Raw genomic sequence first — 26138 nt, 5'->3', positions numbered from 1 at the left:
GAATTTTAATACCCCGTGGCCGCGAGCGGGCAGCTGTTGTCCTTTGTTTCCCGATTCATAACGAATATTTAGGTCTGTTCGAATGGAGACAGTAGTATGCGCTATTTCCAGTTGCTCCTGACGCCGAAGGAGCAAGAGGGGTTCCACGAACTCGATACGCTGACGGCCCAGCACGCAGCGATCGAGCGGGAGGCGATCCTCCACCTGAACCTCCTCAACGACGGGACGGGCGTGGCGCTGTTTCTCATGCAGGGGGAGTCGGCAGCACTGGAGGGGATATACGAAGAACACGAGTCGGTGCTCTCGTACGACGTGTTCGACAGCGAGGAGTCGGGCTTTCACGCGCACGTTCATTTCGAACCCGACAACCCGGCGACGGAACTGCTCCAGATCGTCGACCGACACAAACTGTACATCGATCCGCCCCTGGAGTACACCGACGAGGGCGCGCTGCGATTGACGGCTGCCGGGCCACAGGAACTGGTCAGACGGGCCGCCATCGACATTCCGGACACCGTGGACGCGTATCTGGAACTCATCGGTGAGTACGAGCCCCAGCGGGACAGTCTCGTAACCATGCTCACCGACAGGCAACAGGAGGTGCTCCAGACGGCCGTCGAGATGGGGTACTACTCGATTCCGCGACAGGCCACCCACGAGGACCTCGCTGCCCACCTGGACTGCTCGGCGGGGACGGTCGGTGAACACCTCCGGAAGATCGAGGCACGAGTGCTGTCAGAACTGATTCCGTAGAACCGTACCGTGCTGCCCGGTGCTCTCGGGTGTCGTTGTCCCTCAGTATACTGGCGAACGGTTTTTGTTCTTTCATTGAGAATCGAAGGACATGCGGGAGTTCGACATCGTCGTCCGGACGGAGGACGGCACGTATAACCCCATCGACGAAGCCATTATCGAGAGTCCTGCGCTCACTCGGCATGGCGTTCAGTACTTTGATATGATGTCCGATGGGACGACTGTCCTGCTGTATCACATCACTGGAGACGCGGCCGAACTCGAAGCACTGTTGGACGCCGAAGAGAGCGCGCTCTCCTACGACGTCTTCGAGATCGAAGACGACGGGCTTCGGGCGCACGTTCACCTCACGCCGGACACGATGGTGACGGCGCTCATCATGCTCAAGAACAACTACGATCTCATTATCAATCCCCCGCTGAAGATCGACGAGGACGGCGGACTCCACATGAGCGTCGCCGGCGACCCGGACAAGATACGGAAGGCAGCGATGAACAGGCCGGGGAGCATCGACATTCAGCTCGAAGAGGCCGACAGCGAGGGCGTCGACATGGTCGACATCACGACGCTGTTGACGGACCGTCAGCAGGAGGTGCTCGAAGTCGCCACCGAGAAGGGCTACTACGAGATTCCCCGCCAGGCGACGAACGAAGACATCGCAGAGAACATGGACTGTTCGACCAGTACCGTCGGCGAACACCTCCGCAAGATCGAATCGCGCATCATCTCCGAAGTCGGGCCGTCGTGAGCCACTGGTTGCTGCTGCCCAGTTCGACACTCTAAAGCGCGCCGCCACGGATGACGGGGTATGGAGTTCCACGACGCGGCGAACTTCCTGTTCGACCTTCGTCGGTATCCGCCGCGACCTGGAACCGCGGCCACGCGGGACCTCCTCGCGCATCTCGGTGACCCACACGAGGACTACCGGTGTGTGCAGGTCGCCGGCTCGAACGGGAAGGGAAGCACCGCGCGGATGACAGAGCGTGTCCTCCGAGAAGCCGGCCTCGACGTCGGGCTCTACACCTCGCCGCACCTCGACGACGTTCGCGAGCGGGTTCGGATCAACGGTCGGAAACTCACCGAACGCGCGCTCGTCGAGTACGTCGACGCGGTCCGGGGCTACGTGACGGACTGTGCCGCAGACGGCGGCGCCCCGACGTTCTTCGAGACGATCACCGGCCTCGCCCTCTGGGCGTTCCGGCGTGCAGACGTCGACGTGGCGATCCTCGAGGTCGGCATCGGCGGCAAACACGACGCGACGAGCGTCGTCGATCCGGTGGCCAGCGCCGTCACCACCGTCACGCTCGAACACACGGCACTGCTCGGCGACACGATCGAAGAGATCGCCACCGACAAAGCACACGTCGCGCCGGCCGACGCACCGCTGGTCACCGGTGCGACCGACGAGGCGCTGACGGCGATTCGGTCGGTCGCTGGCGATCTCGTTACCGTCGCCGACACTGGGGACTGCGACGTGCAGGTCGAATACGGCGGCATCGACGGACTGGAATCTGATATTTCGCTCGAAGGTAACGGGTGGAGCGTGGACACGAAACTCCCGCTGCTCGGTGATCATCAGGCACGGAACGCCGGGATCGCGGCGGCACTCGCACGCCAGGTGACCGACGTGTCTCGGGCCGATCTGGAACGCGGACTGCGTAACGCTCACTGGCCCGGGCGGTTCGAGGTGATGGGCCAGGACCCGCTGGTCGTGCTCGACGGCGCACACAATCCGGGCGGCGCCGCCGAACTCGCGAAGACGCTCTCGTCGTTCGAGTACGACGATCTTCACGTCGTCGCCGGGGCGATGAGCGACAAGGATCACCGGGGGATCGCCGCGGCGCTGCCGGACCCGGCGCACGTGATCGCCTGCGAGCCCGACCTCGACCGAGCCGAGGAAGAGTCGGTGGTCGCCCGTGCGTTCGAGTCCACTTATCCGGACGCGACTGTCGAGACCCGGAGCGACGTCGCGGGCGCCTTCGAGATGGCGCTCGACGCCGCCTCACCGGACGACTGCGTCCTCGTGACTGGATCGCTGTACTGCGTCACCGAGGCGCGGACTCGCTGGACGCGCACCGAGATCCCGAAACGCGTCGACACCGTCCCCGAAGCGCGAGCGACGATCGAGGGCGCACACGTCACTGAAGCTGGCGCGTGGCGGATGCGCGGGAAGGCCGTTCACCGCGTGCTCAAGACGCGGGTGCAACCTCGACAGGCCCAGTACCTCAAAGAAGAGATGCTCTCGCTCGGTGGCGAGTGCGCCATCTCGGGCCTGAACGACCAGGACCAGGAGAACCTCGACGTGGTCCTGATGGGGACGCTCGCCCAGTACAAGCGACTGGCCGGCAAACTCGACGGCCAGCCGTACGGCCTCTCCCCGTTCGCCGACGAACTGCGCGCCGCGCTCGGCATCGAAGGCCACGGTCGCGACCAGCGGGGCTACCCCTGGGAGGACGGCACCGCCGTGATGGGCATCCTCAACGTCACGCCAGATAGCTTCCACGACGGCGGGGAGTTCGACGCCGTCGAGGACGCTGTCGCGCGTGCCGAAGAGATGGTCGATGCGGGCGTCGACATCATCGACGTCGGCGGCGAGTCGACGCGGCCCGGTGCCGACCCGGTCCCCGTCGACGAAGAACGCGACCGCGTCGTTCCGGTCGTCGAACGGATCAGCGAGCTCGACGCGATGATCTCGGTTGACACGCGACGGGCCGCGGTCGCCGCCGCCGCACTGGACGCTGGCGCGGACGTCCTGAACGACGTGTCGGGGCTGGAGGACCCCGAGATGCGACTCGTCGCTGCCGAGTACGACGTCCCCGTCGTCGTCATGCACAGCATCGAGACGCCGGTCGACCCGGACACCGACGTCGAGTACGACGACGTGGTCGAAGACGTCGTCGACGACCTCACCGAACGAGTGTTGCTCGCCGAGAAGGCCGGCCTCGACCGCGAGCAGATCATCGTCGATCCAGGGCTGGGATTCGGGAAGTCCAAAGCCGAAAACTTCGAGATGCTGGGACGGATCGGCGAGTTCCAGGCGTTCGGCTGCCCGGTTCTGGTCGGTCACTCGCACAAATCGATGTTCGATCTCATCGATCGCGCGCCCGACGAGCGACTGCACGCGACGGTCGCGGCCACGACGCTGGCGGCCGAGCGCGGTGCCGACATCGTCCGCGTTCACGACGTGGACGCGAACGTCGCCGCCGTCCGGACAGTAGCCGCCGCCGACGATCCGCCGACGCACGCCGAAGACTGAGGGATTATTTCTTCGAAGGAACGATTAGAAGACCCCGTGTTCCTCGCGGAGGTCCTGATAGATGTCGAGGTACCGTTCGAGTACCTCGTTGTGATCGTACGCGACGGCGACGTCAGAATCCATGTCCAGCCGCTCGTATTTCGTGGCGTCTTCGATGGCTTCGGTGATCCCTTCGTCGTCGCTGACGCGGAAACTCCGGGGGTACTGCTCGATCAGTTCGTGGGCGCTGGATTCGGCCTGGTACTCGACGATGCCGACGCAGCCACAGGCGAGCGCCCAGAGCAGTTCCGTCGCGAAGTTCTCGCGGTACGCGGTCTGGACGAACGTGTGTGCACCCTTGTAGGTGGCCACGCGCTCCTCCCGTGAGATATCGCCCACGAAGGAAACTCTATCGTCGACGCGCAAGTCGGCCGCCTGTTCTTCGAACTCCTCTCGCTTCGGGCCGTCACCGATGATCGTCGCAGACCAGTCTCGCTGTCTGAGTTCTGCGAGCCCGAGCAGTAACGTCTCGACGTTCGCGTCCGCGTCGAGTTCGCGCGCGTACACGATGTCGGCGTCCTGGTTCGGCTCGGTGGTTTCCACGAGCGAGGCGTCGATGCTCTCGGGGACGACCTGCGTGGTGTCCGTGGTCGCACCGAGTTCGCGGACGACGGTGCGGACGAGTTCCGACGGCGTGATGACCGTCGCCGGTTTGCGCGCCGCGTACCGCGTCCAGCGGGACTCATCGACGTCCTCGTCGCCGAACCACTCCACCACGAGCGGCGCACGCGCCAGCGTGCCGCCCAGGTTCGCCGCGGCGACCAGTTTCGGCGGTTCTGGCGTCGCGTGAACGACGTCCGGGCGATACTGCGCCAGCAGGACGGGGAGTCGCGTGAGAAACGACGGGGTCGCTTCCGACACCGTGACGGCGCGATACGTGACGCCATCGTATTCCCGGGACTCGTCGTAGCCGGCCCACCACTGCGTGCAAAACACCGTCACGTCGTGGCCGCGGGCGGCCAGTCCGCTCGCGATCCGCTGGAGTCGCTCGCGACCGTCGGTCGCGTCGTCGAAAACCGTCCGTTCTGTCACGAAAGCGACCCGCATACCCCTGCGGACGAGTGGGTCGCTCAAAAATCCCTGCCCTTCTGCCCCCGGCGGCCTCTCGGTTCCGCGGGCACGCCATGACCGGCCGCGTCGTGCCGGTTGCTACAGCGACTCGTTGTTCGCCCCCTCGGTGAGTTCCGGGCCTTCTTCGGGAATCGCGCCGCCGCGATCGGAGTATCGCTGTCGGCCGACTGACTCTCTGGGCATGAGGTTGAGCACGCTCTGTCTGATTTCCGTCGGCGACTCGAAGGTGTCCTCGCCGGTCCCGTCGAACAGTTCGTGGACCGAGATCGGATCGGCGTTCGTCCGCGCTATCGACTGGTCTCCGTACTCGCTGACGAACTCGTCTTTCGTCGTCGGATAGGCGAGCTCCGAGAGGATCGGATCGATGTCGGTGAAGTCCACGCCTTCCTCGCGGTCTGTCTCACGACCGGACATACCTCCACACGGCTCGGCAGGTGAAAAACGACTTTCCTTGCGAGTGAAAGCCGTCGGGGCCGAGCTTTCGTTCCGCCATCGCGGTGTGCGCACAACGCCTATGGTTCCGCCGGCCGTCCGCCCGCCATGCACGACTTAGAGCGCTACCTCAACATTCGGAGCGCCTACGGCGCATCCGTCGGCCCGGTGGGCACGCTCGCGTTCCTGATGGACACGACCGGCACGCCACAGATCTGGACGCTCGACGAACCGGGCGCCTGGCCCGAGCAACGGACCTTCGACGACGAACGCGTCACGTTCTGCTCGTGGTCGCCCGAGCGCCGAGAGCTCGCCTTTGGCATGGACGAGGGCGGCGACGAGTTCACACAACTGTTCCGACTCGACGCCGACGACGGAACCATCCACCCGCTGACCGACGTGCCCGACGCGATCCACTACTGGGGCGGCTGGTCCCACGACGGCGAGCAGTTTGCCTTCGCCGCCAACCGCCGCGACGAGTCCGTCTTCGACGTGTACGTGCAGGATCGCGACGAGTGCGGCGACGAGGCCGACCTGATCTACGAGGGTGACGGCTGGCTCGCGGTCGCCGGCTGGAGCCCTGACGACGATCGACTCATCGTTTCAGAACATCACTCCAGCTTCGACAAGGACCTCTACGTTCTCGACGTCAAGTCCGGCGAGCGCACGCACATTACGCCACACGACGGGGACGTCCGATACAACAGCCCCTCGTGGGGACCGGACGGCGATGCCGTCTACTGCTGTACCGATCGCGACACCGACACGCTCTATTTAGGTCGCATCGATCTGGACTCTCACGAGATCGAGACGGTCGAATCGGGGGACGAGTGGAACGTCGACGGCATCGCGCTGGACGACGAAACGGGTCGGTTCGCCTACTCCCGGAACGTCGACGGCTACACGGAACTGACGATCGGCGAACTCACTGGCCCGACCGAGTACGAGACCAGGCCGACACCGGACCTCCCCGACGGGACCGCCGGCGGCGTGAGCTTCGACCCCGACGCCGAGACGTTCGCGCTCTCGGCGTCCAGTCGGACCACGAACACCAACGTTCACGTGGTCGACTTCGAGACGGGCGAGACGACTCGGTGGACGCGCGCCTCGACCGCGGGGATTCCCCCGTCCTCGTTCCGCGGCCCGGAACTGGTCCACGTCGAGTCCTTCGACGGCCGCGAGATTCCCGCGTACTTCACCCTCCCGGCCGACGCACCCGCGGGAGAGACGCCGGTCATCGTCGACGTCCACGGCGGCCCGGAGAGTCAGCGGCGACCCTCCTTTTCGGGACTCACGCAGTACCTGCTCTCACGCGGCTACGCTGTCTTCGAGCCGAACGTCCGCGGGTCCACGGGCTACGGGAAGGCCTACACGCACCTCGACGACGTGCGACAGCGGATGGACTCCGTGAAAGACCTCAAAGCGGGCGTGGACTGGCTCCACGACCACCCCCGCGTCGACCCCGACCGCATCGTCGCCAAGGGTGGCTCCTACGGTGGCTTCATGGTGCTCGCCGCGCTCACGGAGTACCCCGATCTCTGGGCGGCCGGCGTCGACGTGGTCGGCATCGCCAACTTCGTCACCTTCCTGGAGAACACCGGTGCCTGGCGCCGCGAGCACCGCGAAGCGGAGTACGGCTCGCTCGAGGACGACCGTGAGTTCCTCGAATCGATCAGCCCGCTCACCCACGCCGACGAGATTGAGGCGCCGCTGTTCGTCCTTCACGGCGCCAACGACCCGCGCGTCCCGGTCGGCGAAGCGGAACAGATCGCCGAGGAGGTCGAGGCACAGGGCATTCCCGTCGAGAAACTGATCTTCGAGGACGAAGGCCACGGCATCTCCAAGCGCGAGAACCAGATCGACGCCTACACCGCCGTCGTGGACTTCCTCGACGAGCACGTCTGAATCGCGGCGCGGCTGTACTGTCGGCTTTTCCTCCCGAGTTTCGGTCGACTCACCGCTCGATACGACGTCCTCGCCGTCGTTCGTTCAACCAGGGGTTGTGTCCTCGGGCAGAGGACAAAAATGTCTCATCCCTTTTTATCTGGTCAGTTCCTGGGACGCAACATGGGTGTTGCTGGGCGGTCGCGAGACCACGTCGAGGCACTGCTAGGCGACCTCGAATCAGCGTACGAATCGTTTCCGGTGAATCAGACGACGGTCTCTGTCTCCGGAGAGTACTACGAGCAGGTCGTCGAGCAGGCTCAACAGGGGGTTGCCAGGGCAGACGTCCACGTCCACAACGACGACGGCGACGTGCTGCTGGTCGAAACCGGTGACGGGCTCGTCGCACCCGGTGAGATCATCAGTGCCGAGGACTCCCTCGAACAGCGGGCCAAACGCGCCGTTCGGCAGGCTGCGGGCGTCGAGTGCCGGATCGAGACCATCGAGGAGGCGACGATCGCTGGCGTCCACAGCAAGAGCGATCCGGACGCAGAGCCGGTGTATCGTCTCGTCGTGCTCCTGTCCGGCCGTCTCGTCTCCGGCACGCCAGGCCCCGAGGGCCAGTGGCAAGCAGACCCCCCGGAGAGCGAACTCGTTATATGACGCCGGTCGCCCGTGCGACCTCGCGCGCTGCCGGTTCGTTCACGCCGTCCCCCAGGATCGTGTAGCGGTCTCGGATCTCGTGCGCCGTCGTCAGCGCCTGGATGATCGTTTCGTCCTCGATACCCAGTTCTTCGGCCGTCGTCGGCGCACCGATACTGGCGAGCGCGTTCCGCACGGAGCGCCACTCACCCTTCGCACCGCTGTGGAGGTACTCGGTCATGATCGAGCCGACTCCGACCTGGTGACCGTGGAGCGCCGTCCCGGGGACGAGCCGGTCGAGCTGGTGTGAGAAGAGGTGCTCAGCGCCGCTGGCCGGCCGCGACGAGCCCGCGATCGACATCGCGACGCCCGACGACACCAGTGCCTTCACGACGATCCACGCCGATTCTTCCAGGTTCTTCTTGATCGAGTCGGAGTTCTCGACGAGCATCTCTGCGGTCATCCGCGACAGTGCGCCGGCGTACTCGGAGTACTCGACGTTTTTCAGTCGCTTCGCGAGTTCCCAGTCTTTGACCGCGGTGTAGTTGCTGATGATGTCGGCACAGCCGGCCGTCGTCAGTCGCCACGGTGCGTCGGCCAGAATCTCGGTGTCTGCGACGACTGCCAGCGGCGGCTCCGCGGCGACGCTGTGTCGAGTGTTGCCGTCAGGAACCGACCCGCGCCCGCTCACGATGCCGTCGTGACTCGCCGCCGTCGGGACCGACACGAACCCCAGACCCAGCTCGTCGGCCGCCATCTTCGTGATGTCGATGACCTTGCCGCCGCCGACGCCGACGAGAAAGCCGGCCTCTGCGGCGTCCGCTTCCCGGATGACGCGCTGGACGGCCTCGAAACTGGCCTCCTCGACCAGTACGGTTTCCGGATCGGTCCCTTCGGCGGCGAACCCCTCGACGACCCGAGTGCCGGCGACTTCCCGGGGCGTCGGACTCGTGACGACGAGCGGTCGCCCCGTGAGGTGCAACTCCGCGACCGCGTCGACGGTCTCGTCCAACACGCCGTGCCCCACCACCACGTTCCGGGGCAGGCGAATCCACGTCGACTTCTCGAACATAATCACCCCTCTCGTGCGATGGAGTAAGGGTTTATCCCTCCGCCGGTCGCCCGTGGTCGCCGCGGTCGCTTATCTGCTCGTCACCCGCTGGCGCAGCCTGTTGGCTGCCTGTCGGTCCGGCCCGTGATCGCTCCCGTCTCGCTCGCTCTCCCGGTACTCTGCGATCGTCGCTTCGAGCGCGTCGCGCAGTGGCGTCGACTCCCAGCCGAGGGCGGCGAGCTTCTCCGTCGCCAACAGATGCGGTTCGTCTCGATAGTAGGGGAACTCCCCGGGATCGACGTCCACTGCGTCGAGTTCGTATGGGCCGGCGTACACTCGTTCGATCTCAGTTCCGACCGCGGCGGCCACCTGTTCGACGAGTCGGCCGAGCGTCGTCGCTCGTCGATCAGCGACGTTGTACGCCTCGCCTGGGGCGCCACGTTCGGCGACGATCCGCAGCGCGCTGGCCACGTCCTCGACGTAGGCACGGTGCCAGATGTTCGTGCCGTCGCCGGGGACCAGCACGCGGTCGCAGTGCTCGACGCGGTCGATCCAGTAGTCCAGGTAGCCGCTGTAGTCGTGCGGGCCGTACACGTTCGACGGCCGGACGCTCATGGCCCTGACGCCCTCGTCGGCTGCGTCGAACACGGCCCGGTCCCCCGCCGCCTTCCGCGGCCCGTACGTCGCCGCCGAGGCGTTGCGCGCCTCCTCGGCTGCGCAGTCGTGGAGGGACGTCTCGCCTTCCCGCTTCGGTATCTCCTCCTCGGCGTAGGCCGCACCGCTGGAGACGTAGACGTAGGCGTCCGCGTCCGCGAACAGCCGCGTTGCCGTCCGCACCTCGCCCGGGTGGAACGCTGCGCAGTCGACGACCACGTCCGGGTCCGCGGCCTGTGCCGCGTCCGCCAACTCGCGCTCGTCAGTGCGGTCGCCGCGGAGGTGTGTAACGGCCTCGTCAGTGAACGGGACCTCGCTTTGCCCACGGCTGAACGCGGTGACCTCGTAGCCGTGCTCGCGGAGTTCTGCGACCGCGTGCCGGCCGACGAACCCGGTTCCCCCGATGACGAGCGCGTGCACCATGTGAGTGTCAACGACTCCCTGGGGGAAAAAGCTCGGCCGCCGCGTTTCGGGGGAAAACTGATAGGTCTCCTGGTACGACACACGGGTGTATGCCCCCTGAAACCCCTGCCGACAATGGCTGTCCCAAGTGCGGCCACACTGACGCGGAAGTCGACAAGATCGCCACCTCTGGTGGCGGGTTAAGTAAACTGTTCGACATTCAGAACCGCGGGTTCGAGACGGTCTCCTGTACCAACTGCGGCTACACCGAACTCTACAAGTCCGACGCCGGCACCAGCAACCTCCTCGACGTGTTCTTCGGGTGAGCCATGGCGGAGGGTGCCGTCTTGATCTTGGTACTACTGCTCGCGGTGGCCGGGCCGTTCGTGCTGTACGCGCTGATCCAGTCCGAAACCGACGACGTGCCGACGATGGACCGGACAGAAGCGGAGCGGACGGCACGACGTGATTCTGACGAGGGGCGGGACGGCGACGTTGGCTGGGACGACCGAAACGGCCGTCGTCGCTGAGCTAGCCACTCGCTGTCCCGCAGTTTGCCGGAGGGAGGAGGGACTTTATGCTTCAGCTACCTAGTGGCGAGCGTGGACTCCCCCTTCGACGTCCTCGGGCTCGATCCGGACGCAGACGAGTCGGAGATCGTGCGCGCCTATCGGGAACGGGTGAAGGAAGTCCATCCGGACCAGGGTGGCACCGTCAGTGAATTTCGGGCCGTTCAGACCGCCTACGAACGACTCCAGGACGGGTACGATCCGGACGACCCGAGCAGCGTGCACGAGGACTTCGACCAGCAGGCGGACGACCCTCCCCAGTACGACGAGCACTTCGTCGAGTATCTCAACTACGAGGTGCTCGACGACTTCGGGTGGGAGCTCACTGACGACGACCTGTTCGAGAAGGCAGCCCGCGCGGACCTCGACCGGGTCGACTACGGGGAGATCCTCGTCGAGCCCCACGAATCGATCCTGGAAGCCGCGGAGAAACACGGCTTCGCCTGGCCCTTTGCCTGCCGCGGCGGCGCCTGCTCGAACTGTGCGATCGCGCTCATCGACGGCGAGGTCCCGCCGCCGAACAGCCACGTCCTCCCACCGGAACTGATCGACAGCGGGATTCGGCTCTCCTGTATCACCACGCCGGTGACCAAGGACGCGCAGATCGTCTACAACGTCAAACACCTCCCGGGCGTCAACGAACTCCTCTTGCCGGCGAGTCGGTTCAAACAGGCGAAGTCCGACTGACTCCCATTCAAGAAACTAGCATCCGCCGAGCGCAGCGAGGCGGTTCACTCGACGCGAGCGTAGCGAGCGTCGAGCAGTTTTCCGCCCACGTTTTTACGAGCAGGGTTGTGGATCAACCCTGCGAAGCAGAAAGGTGGTTAGTCGTCGGCCTTCCAGGCCGAGACTGCGGTTTGGACACGCCGAGTGGCGTTCCTCACCCGTCAGTCATCGGCCTGGCCCTGCACCGCGTCGCTGGCCGTCGCGCTCGGGGTCGCCGAGGCCGGCGGGTTCTCTCGCACGTCGGCGTCTTCGCGCTCCTCGATGATCTCCGCGTAGGCGTCGGGCAGCACCTTCACGAAGTTGTCCAGTTCCTCGTCCCAGTTGTCGAGGACGTACTGGCCGCGGTCGCTGTCGGTGTAGGCGACGTGGTTCTCGACGAGACGACGCAGCATCTGGCGGTCCTTCTCGTCTAAGGTGTCGAACGTCGAGACCATGCCGCGATTGACCTTCTGCTCGAAGTCGCCCTCGCGGTCGAGGACGTAGGCGACGCCGCCGGACATCCCGGCCGCGAAGTTTTTGCCCGTGTCGCCCAGCACCGCGACGGCACCGCCGGTCATGTACTCACAGCCGTGGTCACCGACCGACTCGACGACGGCCTTCACGCCGGAGTTCCGGACGGCGAAGCGCTCGCCGGCCTGCCCGTTGACGTACAGTTCGCCCTGGGTCGCGCCGTAGAGGGCGACGTTTCCGATGAGCGTGTTCTCTTCGGGCTCGATGGGGGCTGCGTCGGGCGTGTTGACGACGAGCTTCCCGCCAGAGAGCCCCTTGCCGACGTAGTCGTTTGCCGTCCCGGTCAGCTCGAAGGTCGCGCCGTCCTGCAGGAAGGCGCCGAAGCTCTGGCCGGCCGTGCCGTCGAAGTCCACGCGGATCGTGTCGGCCGGGAGGCCGGGCGTGCCGTGTTCCTGGGAGATACGGTTCGAGAGCGTGGCTCCGACCGCGCGGTTGACGCTCTGGATGTCCATGTCCAGCGAGACCGGCTCGCCGCCGTCGATGGCGGCCTCGGCTTCCTCCAGAATCGCCCAGTCGAGCTGTTCGTCGACTTCGTGATCCTGTTCGCGGGTCTTGTAGCGGTCGTCGTCGCCCGCGGGGTCGACCAGGATCGAGGAGAGGTCGAGCTTCTTGGCCTTCGGGTGGGTGACGTCGTCGCGCTGTCTGAGCGCGTCGACCCGGCCGATCATCTCGTCGACGGTCCCGAAGCCGAGCTCGGCCATGATCTCCCGGAGTTCCTGAGCGATGAACGTCATGTAGTTGATGACGTGCTGCGGCTGGCCGGGGAAGCGACTGCGCAGATCCTCGTTCTGCGTAGCGACGCCGACCGGACAGGTGTTCTCGTGACACTGACGCGCCATCACGCAGCCGGACGTGACCATCGACGCCGTCCCGAACGCGAACGATTCCGCGCCGAGCAGTGCGCCGACCGCAACGTCGCGACCGGTTTTCATCCCGCCGTCGGTGGTCACGCGGATGCGGGAACGCAGGCCGGTCGCCCGGAGCATCTGGTTGGCCTCGGCGACGCCGAGTTCCCAGGGCAGGCCCGCGTTCTTGATCGAGGTCTTCGGCGACGCACCGGTTCCGCCGGAGTGGCCCGAGATGTGGACCACGTCGGCGTTGGCCTTCGCGACGCCCGCCGCGATGGTACCGATGCCGTCTTCGGCCACGAGCTTGACGTTGATGTCCGCGTCGGGATTCGCGGCTTTCAGGTCGTGGATCAACTGCTTCAAGTCCTCGATGGAGTAGATGTCGTGCAGCGGCGGCGGCGAGATCAGGCCCACGCCCGGCGTCGCGTACCGGACGTGTGCGATCATCTCGTTGACTTTCTTCCCGGGCAGGTGGCCACCTTCGCCGGGCTTCGAGCCCTGGGCCATCTTGATCTGGATCTCCTCGGCCGAGGTGAGGTAATCGGAGGTCACCCCGAAGCGACCGGAGGCGACTTGCTTGATCTTGCACTCTTTCTCGGTGCCGAACCGCTCTGGCGGTTCGCCGCCCTCTCCGGTGTTGGCCTTCGAGCCCAGACGGTTCATCGCGATGGCGTTGTTCTCGTGCATCTCCGGGGAGAGGCTCCCCAGACTCATCGCGGCCGTCTCGAACCGCTCGACGACGTCCTCGATGGGCTCGACGTCTTCGATCGGGATGGACTCGCGGTCCTCGTCGTCGAACTCGAGCAGCCCGCGGAGGGTGTGGAGTTCCTCGGACTGGTCGTTGAGCATCTCGGCGAACTCCTGGTACTTCTCGTAGTCGCCGGTCCGAACTGCCTGCTGGAGCGTCCCGACCGTCTCGGGGTTCCACTCGTGTTTGATGCCGTCGGAGCGGTGTTCGTACTCGCCCTGGCGCTCCATCTCCGGGTCCTCGTCGCTGAACGCCACCGAGTAGCGTTTGCGGAGGTCGGCCTCGATGTCCTCGATGCCGATCCCCTCGGTGCGGCAGGTCGTCCCCTCGAAGTACTCCGCGATGAAATCCGAAGAGAGGCCGACCGCCTCGAAGATCTGGGCGCCCTGGTAGCTCTCGACGGTGGAGATGCCCATCTTGGCCATCGTCTTCAGGAGGCCGTCCTCGACGGCGCCGATGTAGGCCTCGATGGCCGTATCGAGGTTCGCGCCGTCCGGACCGGCCACGAGGTCCTCGATGGTCTGGTAGGCCAGGTACGGGTTGACCGCGCCTGCACCGTACCCGATGAGCGTCGCGAAGTGGTGGACCGCACGCGGGTCGCCCGATTCGAGGACGAGCCCGACGTGGTTGCGAAGGCCGTTGCGGACGAGGTGGTGGTGAACGCCGCCGACGGCGAGCAGGCTCGGGATCGGGATCGCGTCTTCGCCAGCGCCGCGGTCCGAGAGGACGAGAATGTCGTGTTCGGTCGCGGCCTGGTCGGCTTTCTGACGTACTTCCTCGACGGCTTCCCGGAGGTCGTCGTCGGGGTCGTACGTGATGTCGATGACCTTCGTGGACATCCCGTTCTCGTCGATCCCTTTGATCGCCTCCGTCTCCTCGTCGGTGAGGATCGGCGATTCGAGAACGAGCTGTCGCGCGTGCGCCTGACTCTCGTCGAGGAGGTTGCGCTGGAAGCCAAGCCGCGACTCCAGGGAGGTGACCAGTTCCTCGCGGATGTAGTCCAGCGGCGGGTTCGTGACCTGTGCGAACAGCTGCTTGAAGTAGGAAAACAGCGGGCGGTTGAACTGCGAGAGCACCGACAGCGGCGTGTCGTCGCCCATCGAGCCGATCGGGTCTTTCCCTTTCTCGGCCATCGGCTGGATGAGGTGGTCGACCTCGTCGTAGGTGTATCCGTACAGCGCCTGCTGGGAGCGGAGCTCCTCGATCTCGCTCCGCGGTTCGGGGTCGTGCTCGGCGATGTCTTCGAGGCTGACCTGCTCGTGAGCGACCCACTCGGCGTACTTCTCGTCGGTCAGTTGCTGGAAGACCTCGTCGTCGGGGATGACGCGGCCCTCGTTGGGGTCCGCCAGGAACAGCTGGCCGGGCTGGAGCCGACCGCGCTCTTCGAGGTCCGCGGGATCGTGGTCCAGCGCGCCGGCCTCGCTCGACATCACGAGCCGACCGTTCTGGAGGATGTCGTAGCGGCAGGGACGCAGGCCGTTGCGGTCCAGCACTGCACCGACGCGTTCGCCGTCGGTCGCGGCGACGAGCGCGGGGCCGTCCCACGGTTCGACGAGCGAGGCGTGGTAGTCGTACCAGTCCCGTCGTTCCTCGGAGATCATGTTCGCCTCGCCGCGCCAGGCCTCGGGAATGAGCATCCGGAGCGCGTGCGGGAGGTCACGGCCCGTCTCCAGCAGGAGTTCCAGTCCGTTGTCGACGCTGGCAGTGTCGGACTGCTCGGGATCGTCGATGATCGGTTTGACCTTCTCGATGTCGTCGCCGTACTGCTCGGACGCGAGGTCGGTCTCGCGTGCGCGCATCCAGTTGATATTGCCCTGGATCGTGTTGAACTCCCCGTTGTGGATGATGTTCCGGTAGGGGTGTGCGAGATGCCACGCGCCGAGCGTGTTCGTCGAGAACCGCGCGTGAACCATCGCGAACGTGGAAGCCATCCGCTCGTCGGTGAGCTCCGGGTAGTACTCCGGCAGTTGCTCGGCCAGCAGGAGCCCCTTGTAGACGACCGTGTCCTGATCGAGCGAGACGACGTAGAACCGCTCCGACCCGGCGGGCTGTTCGTCCTCCACCGTGTTCTCGACGACGCGCCGGCCGACGTAGAGGCGCTTGTCGAACTCCTCGTCGTCGACTTCGTCGGTCGGCCGCACGAACGCCTGTTCGACGCGTGGTTCGGATTCGACCGCAGTCGCACCCAGGCTCTCGTTGTTCGTCGGGACGGTCCGCCAGTGGAACACGTCGAGCCCTTCGGCTTCGAGTTCCGTCTCGACGAGATCTTTGAGGCCTTCGGCGGCTTCGTCGTCGTCCTTCGGGAGGAAGAATGAGCCGACAGCGTAGTCGCCCTGAGATGGGAGATCGACGGCGAGTTCCGACGAGAAGAATTCGTGGGGCATCTGGAAGAGAATCCCGGCACCGTCACCGGTGTTCGATTCGGCTCCAGTCGTCCCGCGATGTTCGAGGTTTTCTAGCAGTTCGAGTCCGTCTGCGACGATATCGTGGTTCGAACCCCCGTCGAGGTCCATTACGACGCCGACGCCGCAGTTCGACCGTTCGTCAGTCGGATCTGCGAGCCCGGCGACGCTCGCAGACTCATCAGTAGTCCGTTGCCCAACCATGTCTTGCTCCAACAACCGGATCAATAAGAGGTTGACCCTGAAGGGCTAAGGGTCTGTTAAACTCAAATAAGGGGATATAATCGTCTGCTGTAGTATACTGATATACAATCACAAACAACTGGGTAGAATGCGGAGTCGCGACGTCTGGTATTTGGCCGAGAGCTGGTTCGGTCAGCGAGAGAAAGGGGATACGCTCATTATCCACGGCTGAACAGGTACTGCACACGCTGGACAATGGTTGATCTCATCGACGAGAACGGACGGCTGTTCGGGCTCGTGAATATTATCGACTTGCTCGTGGTGTTGCTCGTCGTCGCGATGGTAGCCGCCGGCTTTGCGCTCGTTTCTGGCTCCAGTCCTGATTCGGATGCTGAAGACGCCCAACCCACGACCACTGTCGTCTTCGAATCACAGTCAGTCGAACCCTACGTCGCCGCGGCAATTCAGAACGGGTCGGTCGGTGGGCCGGAAGTTATGGCCGTCCGGTCGAAGACAGTCGAACCTGCAACGGTCGTTGTTCCGGATCAGAACGGTCAGCTACACGTTCGGCAGCATCCGCGACTGAAAGACGTCACTCTCACGCTCGAACTCAACACGACGCGAAAGTCGACTGACATGCTTTTCAGTGACGTTATTCACTCCGGGAGTGGCCCTACCGTTCGGAAACGCCCACTCCGAATCGGACAACAGCTCCGACTCGACGTCGGGAACGTCACGCTCACGGGTAACGTGACGAGTATCGGCGGCTAACGGGACTCGAAAACGCAGCGGCAGTCAGTACGACTTCGCGAAGTACGCCGTTTCCTCGGCGTCCGCACCGCAGATGGCGCACTCGTCACCGATCGGTTCGGCGTCACGGTCGAGTGGGACCATGACGATCTCGGCGGCCATCGCGTCCTTGATCGGCTCCTCGCACGCTTCGTCGCCGCACCACGGCGCTTTCACGTAGCCTTTGTGCTGGCCCAGCGTGCCCAGGATCTCTTCGCGACTCTCCGCCTCGCGGACGTTCTCCTCTAGATTCTCCTCGGCGCGTGCCTTGAGCTTCGCGAAGATCGCGTCGAGGTGGTCGTCGACCGTCTCGACCAGTCCCTCTCGGTCGACGGTCTCGGACTCGCCGTCGGGCCGGTGGTTGAGCGTGACCTCCTCGTCTTCGACCTCGTTGGGGCCGACTTCGACGCGGAGCGGGACGCCCTTGAGTTCCCACTCGTTGAACTTGAAGCCGGGGTTGCGCTCGTCGCGATCGTCCAGTTTGACCCGGTAGCGGTCGCCGAGTTCGGCTTCCAGGTCCTGGGCGTATTCGAGCACGTCGTCTTTGGTGTCTTCCTGCCAGATGGGGACGATCACGACCTGCGTGGGGGCCATCGCAGGCGGGACCACGAGTCCCTGGTCGTCCGAGTGAGTCATGATGAGCGCACCGAGTGCGCGCCAGGAGAGTCCCCAGGAGGTCGTGTGTGCGGTCTGTTCTTCTTCGTCTTCGTCGACGTAGGTGACGTCGTACGCCTCGGCGAAGGACGTACCGAGGTAGTGAGAGGTGCCGCCCTGGACGGATTTGCCGTCGGGCATCAGCGCCTCGACGGTCGTCGTGGTGTGAGCACCGGGGAACTTGTCGTGTGCGGGTTTGCGACCTTTCAGGACCGGAATCGCGAGCACGTCCTCGTAAAGCCGTTCGTACTGACTGAGGCGGGTCATCGTCTCGTCCCAGGCGCCGTCCTCGTCCTCGTGGGCTGTGTGGCCTTCCTGCCAGAGGAACTCCTTGGTGCGGAAGAACGGCTTGGTCTCGGTGGCCTCCCAGCGGACGACCGAGCACCACTGGTTCACGCGGTGGGGCAGGTCACGATGGCTGCGCGTCCACTGCGCGAGGAAGGGCGTGATGATGCTCTCGCTCGTGGGCCGAACGGCCAGGGGCTCTTCGAGTTCGTCGTAGCCGCCTTTGGTGACCCACGCGACCTCGGGGTCGAACCCCTCGACGATGTCTTTCTCCTTTTCGAGGTAGCTCTCGGGGATGAAAACCGGGAAATACGCGTTCGTGACGCCGGTGTCTTTGAACCAGGAGTCGAGGTGCGACTGCAGGTTCTCCCAGAGCGCGTACCCTCTGGGTCTCGTGACGATGAATCCCCCCATCGGCGCGTAATCGGCCAACTCTGCCTTCTGGATCACTTCGGCGTACCACTCGCCCGTCGCGTACTCCTTGCTCTCGGTGATCCCGAGTTCCTGCTGTTCGCTCATATCGAGGTTGTCCGGGACGGGAGTATTAAAGCCGCCGTGTCGTCGGTCGCGACCCCGCGACCGCCTCCGTCTCGCTCGCCAGTACCGGGCGCCTGGGCGACGTACCTGTAAGAAAACGGCAACAATACCTAAATCGGCTCCTGTGGGAATGCCAGTATGGAGCAGGCCGGGCCACAGGGAGTCGCACAACTGGACGCGCTCTTCGAGACCATCGCTACTCGGGAGCGCCGACGGCTGCTCTACTATCTCCGGGAACACGGCTCGGCCACGAAAGACGAACTCGTCGACGTCCTGACGGGATGGGCTGCGACCGACCGGGCGGAACAGGTCACGACCCGTGCTGACTGGACCAGGACGAAAACTCGCCTTCACCACGTCCATCTCCCCAAGCTTCAGGACAACGCCCTGGTCGAATACGACCCCCAGACTGACGTCGTTCGGCTGACCGACCTGCAGCCGTGGGCCGAACGCTGCCTCGACGCGGCGCTCGAGAGCGAGCAGGCTCTGGCCTCTCCTCGTGGACAGCCCGCGAAATTTATCGCCGATGACACCGAGTGATCGTGTCCCTTCGAGAACACATCGCCGAGATGGGGGCGGCACGCCGGACTGTAACCGTCTATAGCGACGATCCTCATCCGGAACTGGCCGACCGACTCGCGGACTGGAACGTGGAACTCCGCTTCGACCGGCTTCCGGAGGGGACCCAGGAGGGGTTCGTCACTATCCGCCAGGGCGGCGAGTTCATGGGAGGTATCGACGTGGGCGTACTCGCCGGTTTCTTCGAGCCGTCACTCACGCTTCCGGGCGAGGCCCGTGACGACCCTGCGTTGGCGACGTTCCTCGACTCCCTCGACGAGACGCTGTTCCACGGGACCGATCGCCGGCAACTCCTCGCGGCCAGCAGGGAGTTCGAAGATCGCGCCTGGCGCGTCGGGACGGGCCGGCTGACGGCCGGATTCCAGCGTCCGGCAGCACTCGAAGCCCAGCGGTCGGTGTACGAGCGACTCGCCGACCGCGGCCTCGACGTCCACGTGTACTTCGACGGCGACTGGAACACACCAACGATCCCCGGCGTCAGGATGCACGCGGTCCGCAACGACGAAATCGGTCAGTTCTGGTTCGTCGCCTTCGACGGCGGCAACGGGGCCGGGCGGTCGTCACAGGCGTGTGCGCTTCTCGCCGAAGAGACCGTATCAAGTAGCTACAGCGGGTTCTGGACGTACGATCCGTCCCGCGTCGAATCGCTGCTTGCGTATCTCGAAACGACGTATCAATAGGGGTCGCCGCCGGTGTCGAGATACCGTCGTACACGCTTTGTAATAAACGACCCTCTATATCCGGCAGAGGGTTCTCCCCAGAAGCCCCGCTCATTACAGATAGCCCGGTGGCTATGGGGGCCATCGGGGGTTAGACGATGCGTGGATGGCGAATCCACGCTGTTCCGTGGTGAGTCTGGGGGGACTCACCGTACCGGACTCCGGGGGTGGGGTCCAGTGGGGTGGCACTGCACGCGCCACCTTCGTTTTGCTGACGGTTTTCGAGTCTGGCAGCCACTGTCTCACCAGTACAACTGACTAGCGGCTGCTTCGGAACGGACTGTCGCGTTCAGTCCACTCCCACCCCGGGAGCCGCGTCTGGAAGCCGGCCGCCAGGGCTGCGTCGAGGTCGTCAGCACCGGCGGCATCGCCCGGGCCGCCGTGAGTCAGGACGTCGGCGTAGTGGAAGGTCGCCTCCCCGAGCAGGCGGAGCGGTTGCGTGCCGGCGATCATCCCCGCCAGTTCTCTGCCGAGCAGTTCGTCCACGACGAACCCGGGGTAGTCCCCCGACACGTCGAGATCGCGGAGCAGCGCGACGAGTGCGGCGACGTTGACCGCGAGGTCACCGTCCGCGAAGACGGCGTCGACGGCGTCGTGGTACTGCTCTGTGGTTATCTCGTCGACGTCAGTGCCGAAGTGCGCCCCGAGTTCGGCACGCGTCCTGTTGACGAGGGCGACGATCGTCGGAGCCCGCTCGCGGACCCACTGGTGCTCATCGGCGACGGTCGCGGCTGAGACGTTCATACTGACCGCTCGTGGCGAAATACCTACTGTTTTGCGAAGGCTTTTATAATGGTGAGGCAATAGGAGCCACTACAGGCCGGTTTTCCGGATTCATCAGTTAGTGTCCGGACCGTGACTTCACGGTGTAGCAATCGGCACCATCGGAATCATCGGAACCATCATGACGCTTACAGGAGACAGCCTGCGTTCCGCCGCCCGAACGCAGGTGCGTTTTTTCACCATTGTTGAGCTATGAGCAAGGTAGAAACTCAATTAGAGGATTTGAAGGCAGAGATCGTTAACGAAGTCCCGAACGACATTTCCATTTCGGACGTCCAGTACGAGGGACCAGAACTCGTCGTGTACACGCGCGACCCCAAGAAGTTCGCCAAGAACGGCGACCTCATTCGGAAGTTGGCGAGCCAACTTCGCAAGCGGATCACGGTCCGCCCCGACCCGGACGTGCTCTCGGTGCCGGACCGCGCCCGCGAGACGATCATGGACGTGATCCCGGAGGAAGCCGGCGTGACTGATCTGGATTTCCACGCCGACACCGGCGAGGTCGTCATCGAGGCCCAGAAACCGGGGATGGTCATCGGCCGACACGGGTCGACGCTGCGTGAGATCACCCAGCAGGTGGGGTGGACGCCCGAGGTCGTCAGGACGCCGCCGATCGAGTCGTCGACGGTCTCGAACGTTCGGAACTTCCTGAAGCAAGAGCGCGACGACCGTCGGGACATTCTCGAACGCATCGGTCGGCAGATCCACCGCGAGGAGATGTCCGACGACGAGTGGGTGCGCATCACCACGCTGGGCTGTTGTCGCGAGGTCGGCCGCGCCTCGTTTATCATCTCGACGCCGGAGACGCGCGTACTCATCGACTGTGGGGACAAACCGGGGGCTGAAGGTGAAGTGCCGTATCTCCAGGTTCCCGAAGCGCTTGGGTCGGGTGCGCAATCGCTCGACGCCGTCGTACTCACGCACGCCCACCTCGACCACTCGGCGCTGATCCCGCTGCTGTTCAAGTACGGCTACGACGGCCCGATTTACTGCACGGAGCCGACGCGCGACCTGATGGGGCTGCTCACGCTGGACTACCTCGACGTCGCGGCGAAGGAAGGCCGCGCGCCACCGTACGAGTCCGAGATGGTTCGCGAGGCCATCAAACACTGCATCCCGCTGGAGTACGGCGACGTGACGGACATCTCGCCGGACATCAAACTCACGCTGCACAACGCGGGCCACATTCTCGGCTCGTCCATCGCGCACTTCCACGTCGGCGACGGACTGTACAACGTCGCGTTCTCGGGCGACATTCACTACACGGACACGCGCCTGTTCAACGGCGCGGTCAACGAGTTCCCGCGCGTGGAGACGCTGGTCCTCGAATCGACCTACGGCGGTCGTAACGACTACCAGACCGACCAGGAAGACTCCGAACGGAACCTCATCGAGGTCATCAACGAGACCCACGACAAGGGCGGGAAGGTGCTCATCCCCGCGTTCGCGGTCGGTCGCTCCCAGGAGATCATGCTCGTCCTGGAGGAGGCCATGCGGGAAGGCAAGATCCCCTCCATGCCCGTCCACCTCGACGGCATGATCTGGGAGGCCACGGCCATCCACACCACCTACCCCGAGTACCTGCGCGACGACCTCCGGGACCGCATCTTCCACGACGACGAGAACCCGTTCCTCGCCGACGAGTTCAACCACATCGACGGCGGCGAAGAGGAACGCCAGCAGGTCGCCGACGAAGGCCCGGCGATCATCCTCTCGACCTCGGGGATGGTCACCGGCGGTCCCATCATGTCCTGGCTCGAACACGTCGGGCCGGACCCCGAGACCACGATGGTGTTCGTCGGCTACCAGGCGCAGGGAACGCTCGGCCGCCGCATTCAGAACGGCTGGGACGAGATCCCGATGGGCAACGGCAACGGCCGCGGCCGCGGCGACACGCTGACGCTGAAGTGTGACGTCGAGACCGTCGACGGGTTCTCCGGCCACGCCGACCGGCAGGGACTGGAGAACTTCGTGAAGACGATGAACCCGCGCCCGGAGAAAGTGCTCTGTGTCCACGGCGACGAGAAGTCCACGCAGGACCTGTCTTCGGCGCTGTACCACGAGTTCAACATGCGGACGTTCGCGCCGAAGAACCTGGAGACCTTCAGGTTCCTCTAAGCCCTCGGCGGGCCTGGCGACCCGCCTCGCCCTTAGTATTCCGCCAGGTACCGCATTGCGCGCACGCCAGCGGTAACTGGCGAGCGCGCTTGCGTCTGCACCGCGGCGGTCGCCATGACGCGCGACCGCGACGGTGCAGCACTGCTGCTTGCTGGTTTGCCTGCCTTTCCCCGAGTCGTGCGGCCCGCGCTGTCGCGCGGGCACGCACTCCTGGCCACCGCTCTAGGTGACTGCGCAGCACTCAGGTCATGGGCTTGAGGACGAACGTGCTCTCTCGATAGGCGTTCCCGCCGATGGTCGTCTCGCTCTCGCCGGTTTTCTCGAAGCCCAGCGACTGGTAGAACGCTTCCCCGAGGTCGTTGTCCGCGAGCACCATTGCGTAGAGCTGGTCGACGCCGTGGTCGGTCAGGTCCGTGTGAACTCGCTCGAAGAGCTGTCGTCCGAGGCCCTGCTTTCGATGGTCTGGGTGGACGTACAGGCGCAGGATGTGTCCCTCGTCCTCGTTGCTCAGGATACCGTGGACGAACCCCACGACTCCCTCGTCCTCGTCGGCGACGAACAGCCGCGTTCGAGAGTCCCTGACTGCCTCGCGGAGGTTGTCTGTGTCGTACCACTCCTTGACCCCCTCTTCGACGGTCTCCCGGCTCAGGATGTCCGGGTAGTCTGTCTCCCAGGACGCCTGCGCCACGTCGTGAATCCCGTCCACGTCGCTCTCGGACGCCTCCCGTATCGTCATACGTGTCCATTCCACAGTCGGTGAGTTAGCCACTTTGTCGGAGATGCTGACGTGTCTGTCGTGATACGATGCTGCGATCCTGACGGGCCAGCGAGAATCTTATCCCGGTTCGCCCGGAGAGCCAGATATGGAGTACGTCAGGCTCGGCTCGACCGGGACGAAGGTGTCGCAACTCTGTTTCGGGACGTGGCGATTCGGCCGCGAGACCGGTGGCGTCGTCGAGACCGGGAAGGACGAAGCCCACGACCTGCTTGACGCGGCGTGGGACCGGGGCATCAACTTCATCGACACGGCGAACGTCTACGGGACGCCCAACGGCCTGAGCGAGGAGTACATCGGCGACTGGCTGGCCCACCACGACCGCTCGGATTTCGTCCTCGCCTCGAAGGTGTACTTCCCCTTCGACGGCCGGGGCGAGCCGGGCCCGAACGACAGCGGGCTCGGCCGCAAGCACATCCGCCGCCAGATCGAGGGAACGCTCGACCGACTCGGAACGGACTACCTCGACCTCTACTACATCCACCGCTGGGACGAGGACGCGCCCATCGAAGAGACACTGCGCACGCTCACCGACCTCGTCCGCGAGGGCAAGATCCACTACCTCGGCGCCTCGACGATGGCGGCCTGGCAACTGACGAAAGCGCTCTGGAAAGCCGACGTGAACGGGTTGGAGCGGTTCGAGGTGACCCAGCCGCTGTTCCACGCCGCCTATCGCGACGACGTGAAAGACTACCTCGACGTGTGTGCCGACCAGGACCTGGCAGTGTGTCCGTACTCCCCGCTGGCCGGCGGCTTCCTCACCGGGAAGTACGAGCGCGTCGCGGACGATCCGTACACGGTGAAAGCCCCCGACGACTCCCGCGCGTCGCTGTCGGACCGGTTCGACGACTTCTACGTCTCCGCGCGGGGCTGGCACGTCCTCGACGCGATCCGAGCGGTCGCCGACGAACGCGACGCGACGCCGGCACAGGTCGCGCTCCGCTGGCTCATCGAACACGACGAGTTCACTTGCGTGCCCATCGTCGGTGCCCGGACCGTCGATCAACTCGACGAGAACGTCGGCGCGGTCGACGTCGAACTCAGCGACGACCAGTTCGATCGGATTCTGGACGCCCGATACGACGACGAAGGGCGTCGGTGGGGCCACCGCGACTGACGTCAGGTCTCTGCGGGGTCGACGACTTCACCCGATTCGGGGTCGACGCCCACCCGGTCACACTGGGCTGCCAGCGGACAGGCCTCGGGGTCGTCCAGACAGGCCGGCTTTCGCGCAGTGCAGTACTCGCGACCGAACTGGATCATCGCGGTGTGACCGAAGCCACACTTCTCGGCTGGTACGTCCCGTTCGATGTGCTCTCTGACCTCCTCGTGGTCGGCGTCGGCGGGCGCCAGTCCCATCCGGCGAGCGATCCGGTGGACGTGGGTGTCGACGGGGAAGACGCCGCCGCGGCCGCCGGCGAACAGCAGCACGCAGTCGGCCGTCTTCGGCCCGACGCCCTTCATGTCGAGCAGCGCGTCGCGGACGTCGGCGGGGTCGGCGGTCCTGACGAACTCGTCGAAGCCGTCCTCTCCGCCGTACTCCTCGCAGATACGGCCGGCGAGGCGGATGATCGTCTCTGACTTCTGATTATAGAGTCCGGCGCTGCTGATGGTTTCGGCCAGTCGCTGCTGGTCCGCGTTCGCCAGGGTTTCGGCCAGGTCCCCACGGTCTGCGTATCGGTCCATCAGCGCGTCGTGGGCGGGCTGGCTGGCCCTGTCGCTCGTGTTCTGACTGAGTATCGTCCGGACGAGACACTCGAACCCGTCGCGTCCGCCGTAGGTCTTCTGCCAGTACAGCTCTCCCAGCCGGTCGACGACGGCTTCAGCTCTGGTGGCCGCGTCGCCGGGCTCGAAGGCGGCGGTGAAGCCGCCGCCGTCTCGGCCGCCGCTGATGTTCATCTCCGGTTCGGGGTCCTCGGGCATGCTGGCAGTCGGTACGAACCGAACGACAAAACACTCCGCGACTTCGTTTCAGACGTCCAGGATCTTGTCGTCGCTGCGGTCCCGGTAGGTCTCCTCGGCCGGGACGCTGACGAACTCGTCTGACCGGTAGTCGTAGGCCGTGAGGTCGCCGCCGTAGACGCAGCCGGTGTCGAGGCCGATGGCCCACTCGCGGACGACCGGGTCTTCGAGGACGGTGTGGCCGAAAAACACGCGCGGCGGTCCCTGGTAGGAATCGAACCAGTAGGGGCCGTCGTAGCTGTTCCCGACGGGGACGCCACGCATCTCCTGGAAGTCGACGATGTCGTGGTCGGCGAGCGCCCACTCCGGGTGGACGCCGCCGTGGACGATCATCGCGTCGTCCCAGGAGATGACGACCGGCAGCTCTTCGAGGCCGTCCTCGAACGCGGCGAACGGACCAGTGTCGATCCGGTCGTTGATGACCTTCGCCTCGTTGTTGCCACGGACGCTCAGCGCGTTCGGCCGCGACTGGACGAACTCGACGACCGCCTCGCTGTCCGGCCCCTTCCGGATGAGGTCACCGACGAACAGGACAACGTCGTCGCCCGAGGGGTCGACCCGGTCCCACAGCGTCCGCAGTTCGTCGATACAGCCGTGGACGTCCCCCACGACGTAGATGTCGTCGTACTGTGCTGCGTCGAATCGCAGGTGTCGGTCCGCCACCTCGTCTGCGAAGTCCGTGTCGGTAAGCATCAGATCTCGGTCGGTGTTTCCCGTCAGTCGCTCGCCATCGGTCGTCGCCTGGCTGTGCGCCGTCAGTCCGTCGG

23 protein-coding genes are annotated in these 26138 nt (G+C 65.0%); 13 read left to right on the top strand and 10 right to left on the bottom strand.

The window, feature by feature from the left end; all coding sequences use genetic code 11:
- The first annotated feature begins 96 nt into the window (after positions 1-96).
- The 3 genes from MU553_RS03265 (at position 97) to folP (ending at position 4009) form a co-directional block, all read left to right on the top strand.
- Positions 97-753 carry a helix-turn-helix domain-containing protein gene (locus tag MU553_RS03265; protein ID WP_247375530.1) on the top strand — a complete coding sequence of 219 codons (657 nt, stop codon included), beginning with the start codon at positions 97-99 and terminating at the stop codon, positions 751-753.
- Positions 754-844: 91 nt separating this feature from the next.
- Entirely contained in the window at positions 845-1501 is a 657-nt protein-coding gene (locus MU553_RS03260; protein WP_247375528.1) for a helix-turn-helix domain-containing protein, read from the top strand.
- Between the two features lie 60 nt (positions 1502-1561).
- Positions 1562-4009, top strand: a complete 2448-nt coding sequence (gene folP, locus MU553_RS03255) for a dihydropteroate synthase (RefSeq protein ID WP_247375526.1) — start codon at positions 1562-1564, stop codon at positions 4007-4009.
- 24 nt (positions 4010-4033) lie between these two features.
- Here the strand turns inward: folP and MU553_RS03250 are convergent, their stop codons facing one another.
- Both MU553_RS03250 and MU553_RS03245 read right to left on the bottom strand, forming a co-directional pair.
- On the bottom strand, positions 4034-5095 hold the full coding sequence (locus MU553_RS03250; protein WP_247375525.1) for a glycosyltransferase: 1062 nt from the start codon (positions 5093-5095) through the stop codon (positions 4034-4036).
- 102 nt (positions 5096-5197) lie between these two features.
- Positions 5198-5533 (bottom strand): DUF5789 family protein, encoded by a 336-nt coding sequence (locus MU553_RS03245; RefSeq protein ID WP_247375523.1) that lies wholly within the window; start codon positions 5531-5533, stop codon positions 5198-5200.
- A gap of 126 nt (positions 5534-5659) precedes the next feature.
- Between MU553_RS03245 and MU553_RS03240 the strand changes: the two genes are divergently transcribed.
- The gene (locus tag MU553_RS03240; protein WP_247375522.1) at positions 5660-7456 is read left to right on the top strand and encodes a S9 family peptidase; all 1797 of its coding nucleotides are present in this window, start codon (positions 5660-5662) and stop codon (positions 7454-7456) included.
- A gap of 162 nt (positions 7457-7618) precedes the next feature.
- Positions 7619-8098, top strand: coding sequence for a hypothetical protein (locus MU553_RS03235; protein WP_247375520.1), 480 nt, complete (start codon positions 7619-7621; stop codon positions 8096-8098).
- Here MU553_RS03235 and MU553_RS03230 read toward each other — a convergent pair.
- Positions 8091-9149 carry an NAD(P)-dependent glycerol-1-phosphate dehydrogenase gene (locus tag MU553_RS03230; protein ID WP_247375518.1) on the bottom strand — a complete coding sequence of 353 codons (1059 nt, stop codon included), beginning with the start codon at positions 9147-9149 and terminating at the stop codon, positions 8091-8093. The genes MU553_RS03235 and MU553_RS03230 overlap by 8 nt on opposite strands.
- A 69-nt stretch (positions 9150-9218) precedes the next feature.
- Positions 9219-10205, bottom strand: a complete 987-nt coding sequence (locus tag MU553_RS03225; protein ID WP_247375509.1) for an NAD-dependent epimerase/dehydratase family protein — start codon at positions 10203-10205, stop codon at positions 9219-9221.
- 89 nt (positions 10206-10294) lie between these two features.
- On the opposite strand from MU553_RS03225, the gene MU553_RS03220 reads away from it, so the two are divergent.
- From MU553_RS03220 to fer, 3 genes are all read left to right on the top strand, one after another.
- Positions 10295-10510 carry a zinc ribbon domain-containing protein gene (locus MU553_RS03220; protein WP_247375508.1) on the top strand — a complete coding sequence of 72 codons (216 nt, stop codon included), beginning with the start codon at positions 10295-10297 and terminating at the stop codon, positions 10508-10510.
- Between the two features lie 3 nt (positions 10511-10513).
- Positions 10514-10714, top strand: a complete 201-nt coding sequence (locus MU553_RS03215) for a DUF8143 family protein (protein ID WP_247375506.1) — start codon at positions 10514-10516, stop codon at positions 10712-10714.
- 72 nt (positions 10715-10786) lie between these two features.
- The gene (fer, locus tag MU553_RS03210) at positions 10787-11440 is read left to right on the top strand and encodes a ferredoxin Fer (protein ID WP_247375504.1); all 654 of its coding nucleotides are present in this window, start codon (positions 10787-10789) and stop codon (positions 11438-11440) included.
- 200 nt (positions 11441-11640) lie between these two features.
- Here the strand turns inward: fer and gltB are convergent, their stop codons facing one another.
- The gene (gltB, locus tag MU553_RS03205; protein ID WP_247375496.1) at positions 11641-16191 is read right to left on the bottom strand and encodes a glutamate synthase large subunit; all 4551 of its coding nucleotides are present in this window, start codon (positions 16189-16191) and stop codon (positions 11641-11643) included.
- 234 nt (positions 16192-16425) lie between these two features.
- On the opposite strand from gltB, the gene MU553_RS03200 reads away from it, so the two are divergent.
- Positions 16426-16941, top strand: a complete 516-nt coding sequence (locus MU553_RS03200) for a DUF4330 domain-containing protein (RefSeq protein WP_247375494.1) — start codon at positions 16426-16428, stop codon at positions 16939-16941.
- Positions 16942-16965: 24 nt separating this feature from the next.
- On the opposite strand, the gene proS is transcribed toward MU553_RS03200, so the two are convergent.
- Positions 16966-18417 carry a proline--tRNA ligase gene (gene proS / locus MU553_RS03195; protein WP_247375492.1) on the bottom strand — a complete coding sequence of 484 codons (1452 nt, stop codon included), beginning with the start codon at positions 18415-18417 and terminating at the stop codon, positions 16966-16968.
- Between the two features lie 156 nt (positions 18418-18573).
- On the opposite strand from proS, the gene MU553_RS03190 reads away from it, so the two are divergent.
- Positions 18574-18975 carry a DUF7344 domain-containing protein gene (locus tag MU553_RS03190; RefSeq protein WP_247375490.1) on the top strand — a complete coding sequence of 134 codons (402 nt, stop codon included), beginning with the start codon at positions 18574-18576 and terminating at the stop codon, positions 18973-18975.
- A gap of 2 nt (positions 18976-18977) precedes the next feature.
- Positions 18978-19694, top strand: a complete 717-nt coding sequence (locus MU553_RS03185) for a DICT sensory domain-containing protein (RefSeq protein WP_247375488.1) — start codon at positions 18978-18980, stop codon at positions 19692-19694.
- A 297-nt stretch (positions 19695-19991) separates the two neighbouring features.
- Here MU553_RS03185 and MU553_RS03180 read toward each other — a convergent pair whose 3' ends face one another.
- On the bottom strand, positions 19992-20477 hold the full coding sequence (locus tag MU553_RS03180; protein WP_247375486.1) for a DUF7984 family protein: 486 nt from the start codon (positions 20475-20477) through the stop codon (positions 19992-19994).
- Positions 20478-20708: 231 nt separating this feature from the next.
- Here MU553_RS03180 and MU553_RS03175 point away from each other — a divergent pair, with 231 nt between their 5' ends.
- Positions 20709-22634 carry a beta-CASP ribonuclease aCPSF1 gene (locus MU553_RS03175; protein WP_247375484.1) on the top strand — a complete coding sequence of 642 codons (1926 nt, stop codon included), beginning with the start codon at positions 20709-20711 and terminating at the stop codon, positions 22632-22634.
- A 241-nt stretch (positions 22635-22875) separates the two neighbouring features.
- Here the strand turns inward: MU553_RS03175 and MU553_RS03170 are convergent, their stop codons facing one another.
- Positions 22876-23370 carry a GNAT family N-acetyltransferase gene (locus tag MU553_RS03170; protein WP_247375476.1) on the bottom strand — a complete coding sequence of 165 codons (495 nt, stop codon included), beginning with the start codon at positions 23368-23370 and terminating at the stop codon, positions 22876-22878.
- A gap of 127 nt (positions 23371-23497) precedes the next feature.
- On the opposite strand from MU553_RS03170, the gene MU553_RS03165 reads away from it, so the two are divergent.
- Positions 23498-24526: an aldo/keto reductase gene (locus tag MU553_RS03165; RefSeq protein ID WP_247375474.1), complete on the top strand. Its 1029-nt coding sequence runs from the start codon at positions 23498-23500 to the stop codon at positions 24524-24526.
- A gap of 2 nt (positions 24527-24528) precedes the next feature.
- On the opposite strand, the gene MU553_RS03160 is transcribed toward MU553_RS03165, so the two are convergent.
- Positions 24529-25332, bottom strand: a complete 804-nt coding sequence (locus MU553_RS03160) for an endonuclease III domain-containing protein (protein WP_247375473.1) — start codon at positions 25330-25332, stop codon at positions 24529-24531.
- A gap of 48 nt (positions 25333-25380) precedes the next feature.
- A complete protein-coding gene (locus tag MU553_RS03155) occupies positions 25381-26064 on the bottom strand; it encodes a metallophosphoesterase family protein (RefSeq protein WP_345893353.1) in 684 nt (227 codons plus the stop codon).
- Between the last annotated feature and the right edge of the window lie 74 nt (positions 26065-26138).

This window comes from Halorientalis brevis (assembly GCF_023077655.1).
Note: the sequence above shows the minus strand (reverse complement) of the source record. Positions and strands in the feature narration are given on the sequence as shown.

Excerpts from the sequence above, each read along its gene's own strand:
- MU553_RS03160 (WP_247375473.1), bottom strand. The coding sequence starts at position 25,332 with ATGCCCGAGGACCCCGAACCGGAGATGAACATCAGCGGCGGCCGAGAC.
- MU553_RS03165 (WP_247375474.1), top strand. The coding sequence starts at position 23,498 with ATGGAGTACGTCAGGCTCGGCTCGACCGGGACGAAGGTGTCGCAACTC.
- MU553_RS03250 (WP_247375525.1), bottom strand. The coding sequence starts at position 5,095 with ATGCGGGTCGCTTTCGTGACAGAACGGACGGTTTTCGACGACGCGACC.
- MU553_RS03170 (WP_247375476.1), bottom strand. The coding sequence starts at position 23,370 with ATGACGATACGGGAGGCGTCCGAGAGCGACGTGGACGGGATTCACGAC.
- MU553_RS03230 (WP_247375518.1), bottom strand. The coding sequence starts at position 9,149 with ATGTTCGAGAAGTCGACGTGGATTCGCCTGCCCCGGAACGTGGTGGTG.
- folP (WP_247375526.1), top strand. The coding sequence starts at position 1,562 with ATGGAGTTCCACGACGCGGCGAACTTCCTGTTCGACCTTCGTCGGTAT.
- MU553_RS03235 (WP_247375520.1), top strand. The coding sequence starts at position 7,619 with ATGGGTGTTGCTGGGCGGTCGCGAGACCACGTCGAGGCACTGCTAGGC.
- MU553_RS03240 (WP_247375522.1), top strand. The coding sequence starts at position 5,660 with ATGCACGACTTAGAGCGCTACCTCAACATTCGGAGCGCCTACGGCGCA.
- MU553_RS03265 (WP_247375530.1), top strand. The coding sequence starts at position 97 with ATGCGCTATTTCCAGTTGCTCCTGACGCCGAAGGAGCAAGAGGGGTTC.
- proS (WP_247375492.1), bottom strand. The coding sequence starts at position 18,417 with ATGAGCGAACAGCAGGAACTCGGGATCACCGAGAGCAAGGAGTACGCG.
- MU553_RS03180 (WP_247375486.1), bottom strand. The coding sequence starts at position 20,477 with ATGAACGTCTCAGCCGCGACCGTCGCCGATGAGCACCAGTGGGTCCGC.
- MU553_RS03215 (WP_247375506.1), top strand. The coding sequence starts at position 10,514 with ATGGCGGAGGGTGCCGTCTTGATCTTGGTACTACTGCTCGCGGTGGCC.
- MU553_RS03190 (WP_247375490.1), top strand. The coding sequence starts at position 18,574 with ATGGAGCAGGCCGGGCCACAGGGAGTCGCACAACTGGACGCGCTCTTC.
- MU553_RS03245 (WP_247375523.1), bottom strand. The coding sequence starts at position 5,533 with ATGTCCGGTCGTGAGACAGACCGCGAGGAAGGCGTGGACTTCACCGAC.
- MU553_RS03200 (WP_247375494.1), top strand. The coding sequence starts at position 16,426 with ATGGTTGATCTCATCGACGAGAACGGACGGCTGTTCGGGCTCGTGAAT.
- MU553_RS03175 (WP_247375484.1), top strand. The coding sequence starts at position 20,709 with ATGAGCAAGGTAGAAACTCAATTAGAGGATTTGAAGGCAGAGATCGTT.
- MU553_RS03225 (WP_247375509.1), bottom strand. The coding sequence starts at position 10,205 with ATGGTGCACGCGCTCGTCATCGGGGGAACCGGGTTCGTCGGCCGGCAC.
- MU553_RS03155 (WP_345893353.1), bottom strand. The coding sequence starts at position 26,064 with ATGCTTACCGACACGGACTTCGCAGACGAGGTGGCGGACCGACACCTG.
- gltB (WP_247375496.1), bottom strand. The coding sequence starts at position 16,191 with ATGGTTGGGCAACGGACTACTGATGAGTCTGCGAGCGTCGCCGGGCTC.
- MU553_RS03260 (WP_247375528.1), top strand. The coding sequence starts at position 845 with ATGCGGGAGTTCGACATCGTCGTCCGGACGGAGGACGGCACGTATAAC.
- MU553_RS03220 (WP_247375508.1), top strand. The coding sequence starts at position 10,295 with ATGCCCCCTGAAACCCCTGCCGACAATGGCTGTCCCAAGTGCGGCCAC.